The 14,844-nt window shown below is 65.0% G+C and carries 12 protein-coding genes and 1 tRNA gene; 6 read left to right on the top strand and 7 right to left on the bottom strand.

The window, feature by feature from the left end:
• Positions 1 to 289, top strand: a 289-nt coding sequence (locus tag K0M74_RS04700; protein WP_293968595.1) for a hypothetical protein, incomplete at its 5' end; no start/stop codon positions are given.
• Positions 290 to 642: 353 nt separating this feature from the next.
• Here K0M74_RS04700 and K0M74_RS04695 read toward each other — a convergent pair.
• From K0M74_RS04695 to moaA, 3 genes are all read right to left on the bottom strand, one after another.
• Positions 643 to 717: transfer RNA gene (locus K0M74_RS04695), tRNA-Asn, on the bottom strand.
• An 83-nt stretch (positions 718 to 800) separates the two neighbouring features.
• Entirely contained in the window at positions 801 to 1,571 is a 771-nt protein-coding gene (locus tag K0M74_RS04690; RefSeq protein WP_293968593.1) for an NAD kinase, read from the bottom strand.
• Positions 1,572 to 1,599: 28 nt separating this feature from the next.
• On the bottom strand, positions 1,600 to 2,616 hold the full coding sequence (gene moaA, locus K0M74_RS04685; protein ID WP_293968591.1) for a GTP 3',8-cyclase MoaA: 1,017 nt from the start codon (positions 2,614 to 2,616) through the stop codon (positions 1,600 to 1,602).
• A gap of 59 nt (positions 2,617 to 2,675) precedes the next feature.
• On the opposite strand from moaA, the gene K0M74_RS04680 reads away from it, so the two are divergent.
• Complete coding sequence (locus tag K0M74_RS04680; RefSeq protein ID WP_293968589.1) at positions 2,676 to 3,872, top strand: GGDEF domain-containing phosphodiesterase; 1,197 nt, start codon at positions 2,676 to 2,678, stop codon at positions 3,870 to 3,872.
• Between the two features lie 79 nt (positions 3,873 to 3,951).
• On the opposite strand, the gene mfd is transcribed toward K0M74_RS04680, so the two are convergent.
• Positions 3,952 to 7,446: a transcription-repair coupling factor gene (gene mfd / locus K0M74_RS04675; RefSeq protein ID WP_293968586.1), complete on the bottom strand. Its 3,495-nt coding sequence runs from the start codon at positions 7,444 to 7,446 to the stop codon at positions 3,952 to 3,954.
• A complete protein-coding gene (locus tag K0M74_RS04670) occupies positions 7,443 to 7,703 on the bottom strand; it encodes a succinate dehydrogenase assembly factor 2 (RefSeq protein WP_293968584.1) in 261 nt (86 codons plus the stop codon). The genes mfd and K0M74_RS04670 overlap by 4 nt, the downstream gene beginning before the upstream one ends.
• A 235-nt stretch (positions 7,704 to 7,938) precedes the next feature.
• On the opposite strand from K0M74_RS04670, the gene recG reads away from it, so the two are divergent.
• A complete protein-coding gene (gene recG, locus K0M74_RS04665; RefSeq protein WP_293968582.1) occupies positions 7,939 to 10,005 on the top strand; it encodes an ATP-dependent DNA helicase RecG in 2,067 nt (688 codons plus the stop codon).
• Between the two features lie 54 nt (positions 10,006 to 10,059).
• Here the strand turns inward: recG and K0M74_RS04660 are convergent, their stop codons facing one another.
• Together K0M74_RS04660 and tyrS are read right to left on the bottom strand one after the other, a co-directional pair.
• Positions 10,060 to 10,401, bottom strand: coding sequence for a PilZ domain-containing protein (locus K0M74_RS04660; protein WP_088439277.1), 342 nt, complete (start codon positions 10,399 to 10,401; stop codon positions 10,060 to 10,062).
• A gap of 74 nt (positions 10,402 to 10,475) precedes the next feature.
• Positions 10,476 to 11,702, bottom strand: a complete 1,227-nt coding sequence (tyrS, locus tag K0M74_RS04655; protein WP_293968580.1) for a tyrosine--tRNA ligase — start codon at positions 11,700 to 11,702, stop codon at positions 10,476 to 10,478.
• 32 nt (positions 11,703 to 11,734) lie between these two features.
• On the opposite strand from tyrS, the gene K0M74_RS04650 reads away from it, so the two are divergent.
• From K0M74_RS04650 to K0M74_RS04640, 3 genes are read left to right on the top strand one after another with little or no spacing between them, the layout of a single operon-like run.
• Positions 11,735 to 12,292 carry a DOMON-like domain-containing protein gene (locus tag K0M74_RS04650; protein WP_293968578.1) on the top strand — a complete coding sequence of 186 codons (558 nt, stop codon included), beginning with the start codon at positions 11,735 to 11,737 and terminating at the stop codon, positions 12,290 to 12,292.
• A 2-nt stretch (positions 12,293 to 12,294) separates the two neighbouring features.
• On the top strand, positions 12,295 to 13,497 hold the full coding sequence (locus tag K0M74_RS04645; protein WP_293968597.1) for a DUF1343 domain-containing protein: 1,203 nt from the start codon (positions 12,295 to 12,297) through the stop codon (positions 13,495 to 13,497).
• Positions 13,498 to 13,513: 16 nt separating this feature from the next.
• On the top strand, positions 13,514 to 14,761 hold the full coding sequence (locus tag K0M74_RS04640) for a Xaa-Pro peptidase family protein (protein WP_293968576.1): 1,248 nt from the start codon (positions 13,514 to 13,516) through the stop codon (positions 14,759 to 14,761).
• The last annotated feature ends 83 nt before the right edge of the window (positions 14,762 to 14,844 follow it).

The raw sequence follows: 14,844 nt of genomic DNA, 5'->3' as shown, positions 1-14,844 counted from the left end.
CGCCGGCAGCGAACGAAAAGGGGAAGCAATGGCCGCGTCATTTTCAGTGGACGAGCGACGCGAGCATTTTGCTTATTGCGTCCAATTGTTTGGCGGCACCACTGCATTCTCGCGGCGCCTTGGCATAGACGAGCGGGCCATCCGCCGTTTCATCAATGGCGAGCGGCCTCTTGGTGACGGGCTTTTGGAAGACACCGCAAAGGCACTGCGCCTGCTCATTGCGGAAGCAACCGCGGCCGAAGCACAGATCGCGGCCACATTGCGCTCTCCGCCGACTGATCCGTCTTAGCGGCTCGGCGACGGCGAATGTCCGCTGCCAAAGTTGCCTGCCTGAATCCCGCCTGGCTGCAACCGGCCAAGGTCTGCTGAAGAGCTTTGCTTCAAACGATCGAATAGGAGGATGGCTGGAGAGCGCAGTGATGACGAGGTTCGCCGATGGGCAGCAGATCAGCGACAGGAAATGCTGTCGGGCTTAGAATCGGCTTTTGGAATTCGAGTGAAAGATCGGTTCCAATCGCAGGGCGACAAAATTTCCCGGCCACGCGAAGTGACGCAGCAAATATAATTTGCGGGGATGGATGTGGGGTCAATTCGATGACCCTCCTAAAAACCACCTAAATTCAATGCTTTAGAGTCTGTAATTGGCTCCCCGGGTAGGATTCGAACCTACGACCGATCGATTAACAGTCGATTGCTCTACCGCTGAGCTACCGAGGAACATCCCGCTGACGCGGGCAAGGCGGCCCCTTTGCCGTGGGCCGCCAACTTTATCAAGAGGGTTTTGGCGCGATAGGCTCCGCTCAGACGATAAATTGTTCCATTGCGATGCGTTCGTCGAGCCCTTGGTCGGGATCGAACAGCAAAGTCAGCGGCCGACTGCGGTCGGTGGTAACCAGCACCGTCTTCACATCGCGGATTTCGCGCTGGTCGGCGACCGCGCTGACCGGACGCTTTGCCGCCTCGCGGACGTTGAAGCGGATGCTCGTCGATTCGGGGACCAGCGCGCCGCGCCAGCGCCGCGGGCGGAACGGGCTGATCGGGGTCAGCGCCAGCATTTCGGATTCGAGCGGCAGGATCGGGCCGTTGGCGCTGAGGTTGTACGCGGTCGAGCCCGCGGGGGTCGCGACCAGCACGCCGTCGCAGGCGAGTTCCTCGAGCATCGTCTTTTCGTTGATCAGCACTTCGAGCTTTGCCGCCTGACGCGTTTCGCGGAGCAGCGAAATTTCGTTGATCGCGGGCAGGATATGGCGCTCGCCGCTGATCGTCGTGATGTCGCCGCGCAAGGGATGGATCAAAAAGGGCCGCGCCGCCGCGAGCCGGTCGACCAGCCCCTCGACGCGAAATTCATTCATCAGAAAGCCGATGGTGCCGCGGTTCATCCCGAACACCGGCATGCTGCGCCGCTGGTCAAGCAGCTGGTGCAGCATGTGGAGCAGGAAACCGTCGCCGCCGAGCGCGATCAAGAGATCAGCTTCGCTCAGATCGACGAAGTCATAAAGCGGGCGCAACTCGGCCTCCGCCTCCATGGCGGCGGGCGCGTTCGATGCGACAAGCGCGATCTTGCGATGCATATTGGTCCGGTTCCCCTCGCGGCTAGGTTCAGCCGCCCGTTGCACTCATATGACGCGCGACCGCCGGTGTGGACTTTCGTTCGATATGAAAGTCATGCGCGCGGGGTTTGCCAGCCAATGCGGCATCAATCAACCCATCCACGTCGCCGCCATCGCGCAGTGCCGCGCGCAGGTCGACATGGTCGTCCTGCCCCAGGCACATATAGACGCGCCCCTCAACGGTCAGGCGGATGCGGTTGCACGTCGCGCAGAAATTGTCGGACAGCGGGGTGATCAGCCCCAGCGTGACCGGGCTGTCCTCAATCGCGAAATAGCGGGCCGGGCCGCCGGTGCGCTTATCGACCGGATAGAGCGCGTGCGTTTCGCGGAGCGGCGCGATGAAATGGTGGAGCGGGATATAATGGTCGCTGCGGTCGGCTTCGACCTCGCCAAGCGGCATCGTTTCGATGAGCGTGAGGTCGCAGCCGGTCTCGGCGCAATAATCGAGCATCGGCAGCAGCTGGTTTTCGTTGAGCCCCGCGAGCGCGACCATGTTGATCTTCACCGGCAGCCCGGCCGCGCGCGCCGCGGCGATTCCGCCGAGCGCCACATCGACGTCGCCGACGCGCGTGATGTGGCGAAACGCAGCGGGGTCGAGCGTGTCGAGGCTGACGTTGATGCGGCGCACTCCGGCCGCCGCCAGCATCGGCGAATGTTCGGCGAGCCGCATGCCGTTGGTGGTCAGGGTGAGTTCGTCGAGGCCGTGCCCGATCATCGCTCCCAGCCGCGTCGCTAGCGTATCGATACCGCGCCGCACCAGCGGCTCGCCGCCGGTCAGGCGAATGCGGCGAATCCCGCGCGCGACGAATCGCACGGCCAGCTCGCCCATTTCCTCGATGCTGAGCACCGCCGATTTGGGCAGAAAGACCATGTCTTCGGCCATGCAATAGCGGCAACGCAGGTCGCAGCGGTCGGTCACCGACAGGCGCAAGTAACTGATCTGGCGGCCATGGCCGTCGATCAAAGGCGCCGTCGATGCGGCAGGTTGGGAAAATGTGGCAGCCACAGGCGCCTTGTGATGCAAAAGGCAGCAACTTGGCAAGCAAAGCCTGCTAGGGGAATGCCATGAATCGCTTGTCCGAAACCCTGTCCGCATGTGTCCGAAAACTTGAATCGCTGCACGCGCGCCACGATGCCGATGCCGGCGTCATGCTGGTCCAGATCGATCAGATGGCGCGGATCAACATCAGTGCCGGAACCGCGACCGGCGACGCAGTGCTCGACGAAATCGGGCGGCGGCTGGAAAATTTCGCCAGCGACGAATTCGGGCAGGGGTCGTGCGTTGACCGACTCGACGGGCCGCGCTTCCTGATCGTGCCGTCGGCGCCGATGTCGCTGGGGGCATTGCGCGCGCAGGAACGCGCGCTGCATGTCGCGCTGGCCGAACCAATCGTCGGCGACCCGAACGGACGGCTGTCGATCCGGATTGCGGCGGCGCTGATCACGCGTGACGAATCGGTCGCCGAGCAGCTGCGCAACGCGGGGGACCAGTTGTCGCGTCCTGCGTCGGCGCGCGACGGCGTGATGGTGAATGCGGCGCTGTCGGGCGACGAGGTGCTGATCCATTATCAGCCGCAATATGATGTCGGCACCGGCGAAATGATCGGGGTCGAGGCGCTGCTGCGCTGGCAGCATCCCGAGCTCGGCCTACTCGGCGCCGGACCGCTGGTGACAGCGGCGCGGGCGGCGCGGCTCGAATGTGAGCTGACCGAACATGCCCACCGCGTTGCGCTCGCCGAAATGGCGAACTGGCCAAAATCGCTGGCAAAGCTGCGCGTGTCGCTCAACATCACCGCCGCCGATCTGGGCGATCCCGAATTCGCGGGCCGGTTCGCCGCGATGGCGAAAGCGGCGCAGGTCGATCCCGACCGGCTGACCCTCGAGCTGACCGAACAGGCAATGCTGAGCGATCCGGCGAGCGCGGCGGAACAGCTCGCGCAAATCCGCGCGCTGGGCTGTGCCATCGCAATCGACGATTTCGGCACCGGCTATTCCAGCCTGTCGCTGCTCGCGCGGCTGCCGATCGATTACCTCAAGATCGACAGCGGCTTCACCCGTACCATCGACGGCAGCGACCGCGACCGCTTCGTGGTGCGCGCGATCGTCGACCTCGCGCGCGCGCTGGGGCTGCTGGTGGTGGCCGAGGGGATCGAGAATGAGCGCCAGCTGGCGCGGTTGTCCGAGTTGGGCGTCGCATCGTGGCAGGGGTTTTTGAAGTCGGGCCCGGTGCCGGGGGATCAGTTGCTGGCGTTGACACAATAAACGTCGCCCCGGCGAAGGCGGGGGCTACAGGCAGCCTTGCGCGACGTCGATAGCGGCCCCGTCTTCGCGGAGGCGACGATTACATCGCCTGCTTCGCCAGCTTCCCCAATCCTTTTGACAATTGCAGCGCTCCATTGAGCCGCGCCCCGGTACTGACCCAGTCGCCGCTCACCGACAATTTGTTATCGGGGCGCAGGCGCGCGCGGCCCTTCAGGCGTTCGACATAGGCGATCAGCCCGGGGACGTTGGCGAACTGGTCGCTGTGGAAGCTGACGAGCGCACCCTTGGTGCCGACATCGAGTTTGGCGATTCCGGCCATCCGGGCGTTCGCCTTGATTTCCATCAGCAGGACAAGGTTCGCGGTTTCGGGCGGCAGCGGGCCGAAGCGGTCGATCATCTCGGCCGCAAAGGCATCGAGCGCCGGACGGTCGGCAGCATCGTTGAGGCGGCGATAGAGCGCCATGCGCAGCGGCAGGTCGGGGACATAATCCTCGGGGATCAGGATCGGTGCATCCACTGTGATCGTTGGCGACAAGGCTTCGCGCGGTGGCAGTTTGCCGGCGCCTTCGGCCTTGGCCATCAGGATCGCCTCTTCGAGCATCGATTGATACAGCTCGAACCCGACCTCGCGGATATGCCCCGATTGCTCGTCGCCGACGAGGTTACCGGCGCCGCGAATGTCGAGATCGTGGCTCGCGAGCTGGAACCCCGCGCCTAATGTGTCGAGGTCGCCGAGCAGCTTCAGCCGCTTTTCGGCGGTGTCGGTGATCGCGCCATGCTCGGGGGTGGTGAGATAGGCATAGGCGCGCGTCTTCGCCCGCCCGACGCGCCCGCGCAGCTGGTACAGCTGCGCCAGGCCGAAGCGGTCGGCGCGGTGGATGATCAGCGTGTTGGCGCTCGGGATGTCGAGCCCGGACTCGACGATCGTCGTCGACAGCAGAACATCATATTTGCGGTCGTAAAAGGCGCTCATCCGGTCCTCGACCTCGGTCGGGGTCATCTGGCCATGCGCGACGACATATTTTATTTCGGGGATGCGGTTGCGGAGGAATTCCTCGATATCGGGTAGATCCTTGATCCGCGGCACGACGAAGAAGCTCTGCCCGCCGCGATCATGTTCGCGCAGCAAGGCTTCGCGCAGGACGACAGCGTCCCACGGTGCCACATAGGTCCGCACCGCGAGGCGATCGACCGGCGGCGTCTGGATGACGCTGAGCTCGCGCAGCCCCGACATCGCCATCTGAAGCGTGCGCGGGATCGGCGTCGCGGTCAGCGTCAGGACATGGACGTCGGCCTTGAGCTGCTTCAGCCGCTCCTTGTGGACGACGCCGAAGCGCTGTTCCTCGTCGACGATCACCAGACCAAGGTTTTTAAATTCGACCGACTTGGCGATCACCGCATGGGTGCCAACGACGATGTCGATATGACCGCTGGCCAGGCCGTCGCGCGTCTTTTGTGCTTCGCCCGCCGGTACGAGGCGCGACAGGCGGCCGATGTTGACCGGGAAGCCTTTAAAACGCTCGACAAAATTGGTGTAATGCTGGCGCGCGAGCAACGTCGTCGGCACGACCACCGCGACCTGCACCCCCGCCATCGCCGCGACGAACGCGGCGCGCAGCGCAACCTCGGTCTTGCCGAACCCGACGTCGCCGCACACCAGCCGGTCCATCGGCTTGCCCGACGCCATATCGGCCAGAACGTCGCCGATCGCGCGGTCCTGATCGTCGGTTTCCTGATAGGGGAAGCGGTCGGCAAAGGCGGGATAGGCGGCGTCCTGCGCGAGCAATTCGCCCGAACGCAGCGCGCGCTGCGCCGCGGTCGCGAGCAGTTCGCCCGCGATCTCGCGGATCCGCTCCTTCATCCGCGCCTTGCGGCGCTGCCACGCTTCGCCGCCGAGCCGGTCGAGTGCGACCCCGTCGCTCTCGCCGCCGTAGCGCGAGAGCACGTCGAGATTTTCAACCGGGACGTACAGCTTGTCGCCGCCCGCATAGGTCAGCGCGACGCAATCATGCGGACTTCTGCCGACTGGGATCGAGGTCAGCCCTTCATAGCGCCCGATGCCATGGTCGAGGTGAACCACGAGATCGCCGACGCTGAGGGTCGCGAGTTCGGCGAGGAAGGCGTCGGCGCTCTTGCGGCGCTTCTGGCGGCGGACGAGCCGCTCGCCGAGGATGTCCTGTTCGGTGAGCAGGCTGATCGCGTCCGAGGCGAAGCCGTGGTCCAGCGGGAGGACGACCATCGCGGTCGCGCCGCCGCTTGTCGCAGACGCGGTACCGAGTGCGTCCTGCCAGCCGTCGGCCGGGGCGAGCGACGTCACGCCATGCTCGCGCAGCAGCCCCGACAGGCGATCGCGCGCGCCGGCCGAATAGCTGGCGATGATCGTGCGTCGTCCCTTGCGACGTTCGTCGCTTAGATGATCGGCGACCTTGTCATAAATGTTGAGGTCGGCAGCACGTTCGGGGGTGAAATCGCGTGCGGCAAAGGTTTCAAGGTCGATGACAGTCGCTGAGGGGGCCACGTCGAACGGGGTGATGATGTGGATCGGGCGGCTCGTCGTCGCGCTCGCCCATTCACTTTCTGTCCAATACAGCGTCTCGGGTGCCAGCGGCCGATAGCTGCCGGTCGATTCTTTTTCGGCCGCGACGCGGTTCGCATGATAATCGGTGATCGCGGCAAAGCGCGTCTCGGCAGTGGCTTCGCTGCGGTGGCCGCGCAGCACCGGGGTCGCGGGGTCGATATGGTCGAACAGCGTCGCCAGCCGCTCCTCGAACAGCGGCAACCAATGGTCCATCCCCGCCTGTCGCCGCCCCTCGCTCACCGCCTGATAGAGCGGATCGCTGGTCGACTGGCCGCCGAACAGGTCGCGATAGGCTGAGCGGAAGCGCTTGATCGTGTCCTGATCGAGCAAAGTCTCGGCGGCGGGGAGCAGTTGCAGCGCCTTGGCGGGGCCAAGGCTGCGCTGGTCGGCGGGGTCGAAGCGGCGGATGCTTTCGATTTCGTCGCCGAAAAAATCGACCCGCAGTCCGGTTTCCTCGCCCGCGGGGAACAGGTCGAGGATGCCGCCGCGCACGGCAAACTCGCCCTGATCGGCGACGGTGTCGACGCGGCTGAAGCCGTTCGAGACCAGCAGCTCTGCCAGCGCATCGCGGTCGATCCGCTGGCCTACGGCGAGCGTTGTCGCGAGCTGGCGGATGCGGAACGGGGTCAGCGTACGCTGGGTGATCGCCGCGACGGTGGTGAGGACCAGTTCTCCGCGCTTGGGTGCGGCTTGCAACGCCGACAGCGTCGCCAGCCGGTCGGCGCTGACGCGCATCGACGGACCCGCGCGGTCATAGGGCAGACAATCCCAAGCTGGGAAGCGGTGGACGATGAGGTCGGGCGCAAAGAAGGGCGCGGCATCGGCTATCGCCTGCATCGCCGTGTCGTCGGTCGCGACATAAACAAGCCGCTTGTCGCTGGCGCGCGCCAGATCGGCGAGCAGCAGCGGCAGGAACCCATCGGCGGCACGCGCGAGCGTCAGCGGCGCCGCTGCCGACCCGATTGCGGCAAAAATGTCGGCGGCAGGGATGGTCATGGCAGCGGGATATAGTCCAGGCGGCGCATCGCGGCGATCATCTCGGGCCGGTTGAGATGCGCGGGCGGCTCGCCGGTGCCGAGCGCCCAAGCCATGATGTCGACGTCGTCTTCCTCGACGACGATTTCGTACCAAGCGATCTCGTCATCACCCCACGTCGCCGCATAGCGGTCGAAGAAGCCGCCAATCATATAATCGGCCTCGCGCGTGCCGCGATGCCAGGCGCGGAATTTCAGGCGTTTGAGGCGGTCGGTCATCTGTTTCTCTTTCCCTTCTCCCTTGACGGGAGAAGGATACGGAGCCTTTCCGCTTTGCGGCTAGGCGAAGTCGGATGAGGGTGAGCGCTCGCATGGCGAGCGCGCGCTTGTTTTGCAAGCGCATACCCCTCACCCGCAGCGACTAACGCGCAAACTCGTAAGTCTTGCTGCGTTCTAATGCATGGGGAGAGGGGAGGTGCAAGTTGGCAAAGCTCGCGCTAAACAGCGATCACCGATGCGACCCGAAATCCTCAATCCGCTCTTTGCCGCGCTCACCGACCTGAAAGGCGTCGGGCCGCAGCTCGCCAAGCCGCTGGCTCGGCTGGGGCTGGAGCGCGTCGTCGATGTGCTGTTTCACCTGCCGATCGGACTGGTGCAGCGCCATCCGGTCGATCGCCTCGACGACGCACAGCCGGGGCAGCAGATCATCGTCACGCTGACCGCGCAGGACTACCGGTCGGGGCGCAGCCCGCGTGCGCCGTTCGGCGTTGATGCATTCGACGCGGCCGGCGATCATGTCCGCCTCGTCTATTTCGGGCGCACATCGGGCCTGGCGAAAAAGCTGTTCCCGCTCGGCGAACCGCGGCAGGTGTCAGGTCGACTCGATACCTATGGCGAGATGCGCCAGATCGTCCATCCCGACCATGTCAGCGAACCGGACAGCGATGCGGCAATCGCAACAAGCGAGGCAGTATATCCGCTGACCGAAGGGCTGACCAACGCGCGGCTGACGCAGCTGGTCGAGATCGCGCTCGAACGGAGCCCCGAGCTCGCCGAATGGATCGACGGGCCGCTGCTGACGAGCCGTAATTGGCCCGCCTGGCGCGAAGCGCTGACGCGCGCCCATGCCAGCCCGCACGACGCCGCGGCGCACGACCGACTGGCCTATGACGAGATTTTCGCGAGCCAGGTCGCGCTGATGCTGATCCGCGAAGGGCTGCGCAAGCGCAAGGGGCGCGCGGTGGCCGGCGACGGACGGCTGATCGACGCGCTGCGGCTGCCGTTCGGGCTGACCGGCGCGCAGGAGCGGGTGGGGCGCGAGATTGCCGCCGATATGGGCCGCGAAACCCCGATGCTGCGGATGCTGCAGGGCGACGTCGGGTCGGGCAAGACGCTGGTCGCGCTGCGCGCGATGCTGGCGGCGGTCGAGGCGGGGACGCAGGCGGCGCTGCTCGCGCCGACCGAGATATTGGCGCGTCAGCATTTCGCGACCTTGCAGGCCATGCTCGCGGGGCTGCCGGTGAACATCGCGATCCTGACCGGACGCGACAAGGGGCGCGTGCGCGAATCGACGCTGATGGGGTTGGCCGACGGCAGCATCGACATCCTCGTTGGCACGCATGCGATTTTCCAGGATGCGGTGATGTACCGCGATCTTGCGTTGGTCGTCGTCGACGAACAGCATCGGTTCGGCGTCGCGCAGCGGCTGATGCTGACCCAGAAAGCGGCGCGCCCGCCGCACCTGCTGGTGATGACCGCGACCCCGATCCCACGCACGCTGCAACTGGCCAACCATGGCGAGATGGACGTCTCGCGGATCGACGAGATGCCGCCGGGGCGCACGCCGGTCGATACCCGCGTCGTGTCGGACGACCGACTCGACGAGGTGGTCGGCGGCTTGGAGCGTCATCTGGCGACGGGGGCGCAGGCTTATTGGGTGTGCCCGCTGGTCGCCGAGAGCGAGATGAGCGAGCTCGCCGCCGCCGAAGAACGCGCCGCGCTGCTGCGCGAGCGGCTGGGCGCCGACCGCGTCGGGCTGGTCCACGGGCGGATGAAGGGGCCGGACAAGGATGACGTCATGGCACGATTCCAAGCGGGCGAGATCGGCGTGCTGGTCGCGACGACGGTGATCGAGGTCGGGGTCGATGTCCCCGCCGCCAGCCTGATGATCGTCGAACATGCCGACCGCTTCGGCCTTGCGCAGCTCCACCAGCTGCGCGGGCGCGTCGGGCGCGGCGCGGCGAAATCGGTGTGCTTGCTGTTGCGCTCGCAGAACCTGTCCGAAACCGCGCGCGAGCGATTGGCGCTGATGCGCGAGACGAACGACGGCTTCGTGATTGCCGAGAAGGATCTGGAGCTGCGTGGCGGGGGCGAATTGCTCGGGCTCAAGCAGTCAGGCGACGCCGATTATCGGCTGGCGAGCGCCGAGCAGTTGGTGCGGTTGCTGCCGGTGGCGCACGACGACGCGCGGCTGTTTGTCGAACGCGACGGCGGCATGGACGGCGCGCGCGGCGAGGCGGTGCGGCACTGCCTCTATCTGTTCGAGCGCGATGCGGCGGTGCCGCTGCTCAGAAGTGGCTGATGGTCCCCCTCCCGCAAGCGGGAAGGGAAAAGAGCGTGCCTCAACTTCGTGTTTTTAGTTCAAATCCGCCCGGGCGCCCATGGCGCGGATCATCGGCAGATAATCTTCAACCGCGATCGACTTGTCGAACTGGACACCGGTCTTGCCGCCGAGCGACCACACGACCTTCGCCGCGGTGCGGCCGATGATCGGCATACGGAACACGACGAGGTCGCCGATCTCCAGCCCGCGCTCGAAGCGCATCAGCATACCGTCGGCACTGATGTTGACGCAGGTGCACATTTCCTGCCGTCCGTCGGGCATGACGAAGGGCAAGCGAACATAGACGTCGCTACGCGGAGCAATTCGCTGGTCGAGCCCGACATAATGGGCCTTGCTGGTATCGATCTTGCGCATTTTTGTGGACCTTGTTGGTTTGGCCATGACGATCCACCTGAATGCTGAAGATTGGGTAAACGCGTTTCTGCGCCTTACCGGATCACAAGGCCATGTTTTTTCGCGCCCAGGCTCAGCGGCACGGGATCAGTACCCGGCAGAATCCGATGCTGCGGGTCGCGGATGACGACGCCGTCGATCTTGACCGCGCCCTCGTCGAGCTTGCGGCGCGCCTCCTTGTTCGACGCGGCGAAGCCCAGTTCGCGTAGTGCGTCGACGACGCTGATCCCTTCGGCGGGCGCGACAGCTTGCGGCAGGTCGCCACCAATCTGCCCTTTTTCAAAGGTTTGCGCGGCAGTGTCCGACGCCGCGCGCGCGGCGTCCTCGCCGCGGCACAGCGCGGTCGCCTCGTTCGCCAGCACCTTCTTTGCCTCGTTGATCTCGGCGCCGCCCAGCGCTTCGAGCCGCGCGATCTCGTCGAGCGGCAGGTCGGTGAACAGCTTCAGGAAGCGGCCGACGTCGCGGTCGTCGCAATTGCGCCAGAACTGCCAATAGTCAAAATGGGACAGTTGTTCGGGATTAAGCCACACCGCCCCGGCGGCGGTTTTGCCCATTTTGGCGCCTGCAGCGGTGGTCAGCAGTGGAGTCGTCAGCCCGTACAGGTCGGCGCCGTCCATCCGCCGGCCGAGCTCCATGCCGTTGACGATATTGCCCCACTGGTCCGACCCGCCCATCTGGAGCCGCACCCCCATGTCCTTCGACAAATGGCGGAAATCATAGCCCTGCAGGATCATGTAATTGAATTCGAGGAAGGTCATCGGCTGCTCGCGTTCCAGCCGCAGCTTCACCGAATCGAACGTCATCATCCGGTTAATCGTGAAATGGGTGCCGACTTCCTGCAGCAACTCGATATAACCAAGCTGGCCCAGCCAGTCCTGGTTGTTGACCATCACCGCATCGGTCGGGCCGTCGCCGAAAGTCAGATACCGCTGAAAGATGCTGAAGATCGACGCAATATTCGCGGTGATCGTCGCGTCGGTCAGCATCTTGCGGCTTTCGTCGCGCCCCGTGGGATCGCCGATCCGCGTCGTCCCGCCGCCCATCAGCACGATCGGCTTGTGCCCCGTTTGTTGCAGGCGGCGCAGCATCATGATCTGGACCAGGCTGCCGACGTGCAGGCTGGGCGCGGTTGCGTCGAAACCGATGTATCCGGGGACGACCTGTTTGGCGGCAAGTGCATCGAGCCCTTCCGCGTCGGTCATCTGGTGGATATAGCCTCGTTGATCGAGGACGCGCAGCAGGTCGGATTTGTGGTTCGTCATAGCGGGCGGGCGCTTAGCATGGGGTTGGGGTTTTGGATAGCATTCGCAAGTCGCTGGTCTGCCACCCCGACACCCCGGCCCGAACCGTGCGGTCGGTCGCGGTGGAAATCACACTGTCGTTCGATGACGGTTTTGCGCTGCGCTATGTCGTCGAAGGCGCGGTGGGTGACATTGTGTTGCCGCCGGGCGACGGCCAGCTGGTCATCGCCGACAGCGCGACCGACGGATTGTGGCAAGGCACTTGTTTCGAGGCGTTCCTGACCGAAGAGGGGCAACCCGACTACACCGAATTCAACTATGCCCCCGACGGCCGCTGGGCCTGTTACCAGTTCGACGATTATCGCTCGCTGCTGCGCCCCGACGAGCTGGCACCGTGGGAGATGATCGCCGAACGCAGCGATACGCACTATGCGCTGCGCGTCGAGCCGGGGATTTTTCCCGACACCGGGTCGAAACTCGCCTTGTCGGCGGTGATCGAGGAGCTCGATGGCGCCAAAAGCTATTGGGCGCTCGCGCATCCGCCCGGCAAGCCCGATTTTCATCATCCCGATTGCTTTGCGCTCACGCTTGCGGCACCGGGCGCGGCATGACGATTTCATTCGGTATCGATCGCCTGCTCGCCGATCCTGCGCTGCGCAAGCCGCTGGCGGGCCAGCGCGTTGCGCTGCTCGCGCATCCCGCCTCGGTCAGCGCCGACCTGACCCACAGCCTCGACGCGCTCGTGGCGGCGGGGGTGAATGTCACCGCGGTGTTCGGGCCGCAGCATGGGGTGCGCGGCGACCTGCAGGACAATATGATGGAGTCGCCCGACTTCACCGATCCGGTCCACGGCGTTCCCTGTTTCAGCCTATATGGCGAGGTGCGCCGCCCCACCGGCCAGTCGATGCACACCTTCGACGCCGTGCTGATCGACCTTCAGGATCTGGGTTGCCGCATCTACACCTATGTCACGACCTTGCTCTATATGCTGGAAGCCGCGGCGCAGCACGGCAAGGCGGTGTGGGTGCTCGACCGCCCGAACCCCGCGGGACGCCCGGTCGAGGGCATATTGCTTCGTCCCGGTTGCGAGAGTTTTGTCGGCGCGGCACCGATGGTCATGCGCCACGGGTTGACGATGGGCGAAATGGGGCGTTGGTTCATCCGTCACTTTAATCTCGACGTCGATTACCGCGTGATCGAAATGGAAGGGTGGGCGCCCGCAGTCGGCCCCGGCTTTGGCTGGCCGACCGATCGCGTGTGGATCAACCCCAGCCCCAATGCCGCGAACGTCAACATGGCACGCGCCTATGCCGGCACGGTGATGGTCGAAGGCGCGACGCTCAGCGAAGGCCGCGGCACGACGCGCCCGCTCGAAATCTTCGGCGCCCCCGACATCGATGCCAAGGCGGTGATCGCCGAAATGCAACGGCTCGCGCCGCAATGGCTGGCGGGCTGCAAGCTGCGCGATATCTGGTTCCAGCCGACCTTTCACAAGCATGTCGGACAGTTGTGCAGCGGCGTCCACATCCATGCCGAGGGGTCGTGGTACGACGATCCCGCGTTCCAGCCGTGGCGGGCGCAGGCGCTCGGCTTCAAGGCGATCCGCAGCCTCTATCCCGACTATCCGATCTGGCGCGGCACCGATTTCAAATATGAATATACCGACGATGTGCTGGCGATTGACGTGATCAACGGCGGCTCCGATCTGCGGCTGTGGGTCGATGATGCAGGTGCGGTCGCGGGTGACCTCGACGCGCTGGCGTTGCCCGATGAGGCAGCATGGCGCGACGAAATTTCGGATCTCCTGATTTACTGAGCGCGGAAGGCGAGCAATGATCCAGCGCAGGCAATTTCTTGGCACCGCGGCCCTCGGCGGACTGGCTGCATCGCTGCCTTTGTCTGCATGGGCCGCCGACACCAGCGGACTTCCCAATCTGGCCGTCAACGCGGTTCCGATTGGTGCTGTCGAACGCGTGGCGCGGATCGCCAAGGCGACTCAATTGCTGCGCGCGAACGACATGGACGCACTGCTGATCGAGCCTGGATCGAGCCTTGTTTATTTTACGGGTGTCCAGTGGTGGCGCAGCGAGCGGCTGACTGCCGCGGTGTTGACCCGCGAAGGCGAGCTCGCGGTCGTGACCCCCTTTTTCGAGGAACCGTCGGTACGCGAAAGCCTGAGCGTCGAAGCCGAAGTGCTGACGTGGAACGAGGATGACAATCCACTCGCATCCGTCGCGACATGGCTCGGAATACGCGGACTGACCAAGGGCAAGATCGGCGTCGAGGAAACCGTGCGCTATTTTGCGGTCGACGGGCTGGAAAAGGCGATGCCGGGTGCGACCGTGGTCAACGGCGCGCCGGTCGTGCGGGGGTGCCGCATGCACAAATCGCCTGCGGAAATTGCGCTGATGCAGGTCGCGAACGATATCACCATCGCCGCCTATCGCCATACCGCGCCGCGGATCGAGGTGGGGATGACCCCCGCGCAGATCGGCGCGATCATGGCCGCTGCGACGAGCGCACTCGGCGGTAAAAGCGAGTTCGAGCTGATCCTGCTCGGCGAAGCGAGCGCCTATCCGCATGGGTCGGGAAATCCGCAGGCGGTGAAGGACGGCGAGGTCGTGCTGATGGACTGCGGCGCCACCGTCCACGGTTATCAGTCCGACATCTCGCGCAGCTTCGTTTACGGCAAGGCAACCCCGCGCCAGCGGCAGGTATGGGACGAGATGCGCAAAGGGCAGGACGTTGCCTTTGCCGCGGCGAAGCTCGGTACACCGGCGGGTAATGTCGATGACGCGGTGCGTGCTTATTACGAAGGGCTTGGCTGGGGTCCGGGCTACAAGCTGCCCGGCACCTCGCACCGCACCGGCCACGGTATTGGTCTTGATGGGCACGAGCCGGTCAATCTGGTGCGCGGCGAGACGACGAAGCTGGCCCCGGGCATGTGTTTTTCGAACGAGCCGGGCATCTATATTCCCGGCGAGTTCGGGATCCGGCTGGAGGATTGTTTCCACATGGCCGACAGCGGCCCGAAATGGTTCAGCGAACCGCCGCCGTCGATTGATAAGCCGTTCGGTTAAGCAAAAGGCGTCGCCTCCGGCGCCGGGGGGGGGGGGGGGGTGTTTTGTTTTATTGGGGGGGGTGGGGGGGGGGGGGGGGGGGC

Origin of the sequence: Sphingopyxis sp., assembly GCF_019459305.1 — a bacterium.
Lineage (GTDB): Bacteria > Pseudomonadota > Alphaproteobacteria > Sphingomonadales > Sphingomonadaceae > Sphingopyxis.
Note: the sequence above shows the minus strand (reverse complement) of the source record. Positions and strands in the feature narration are given on the sequence as shown.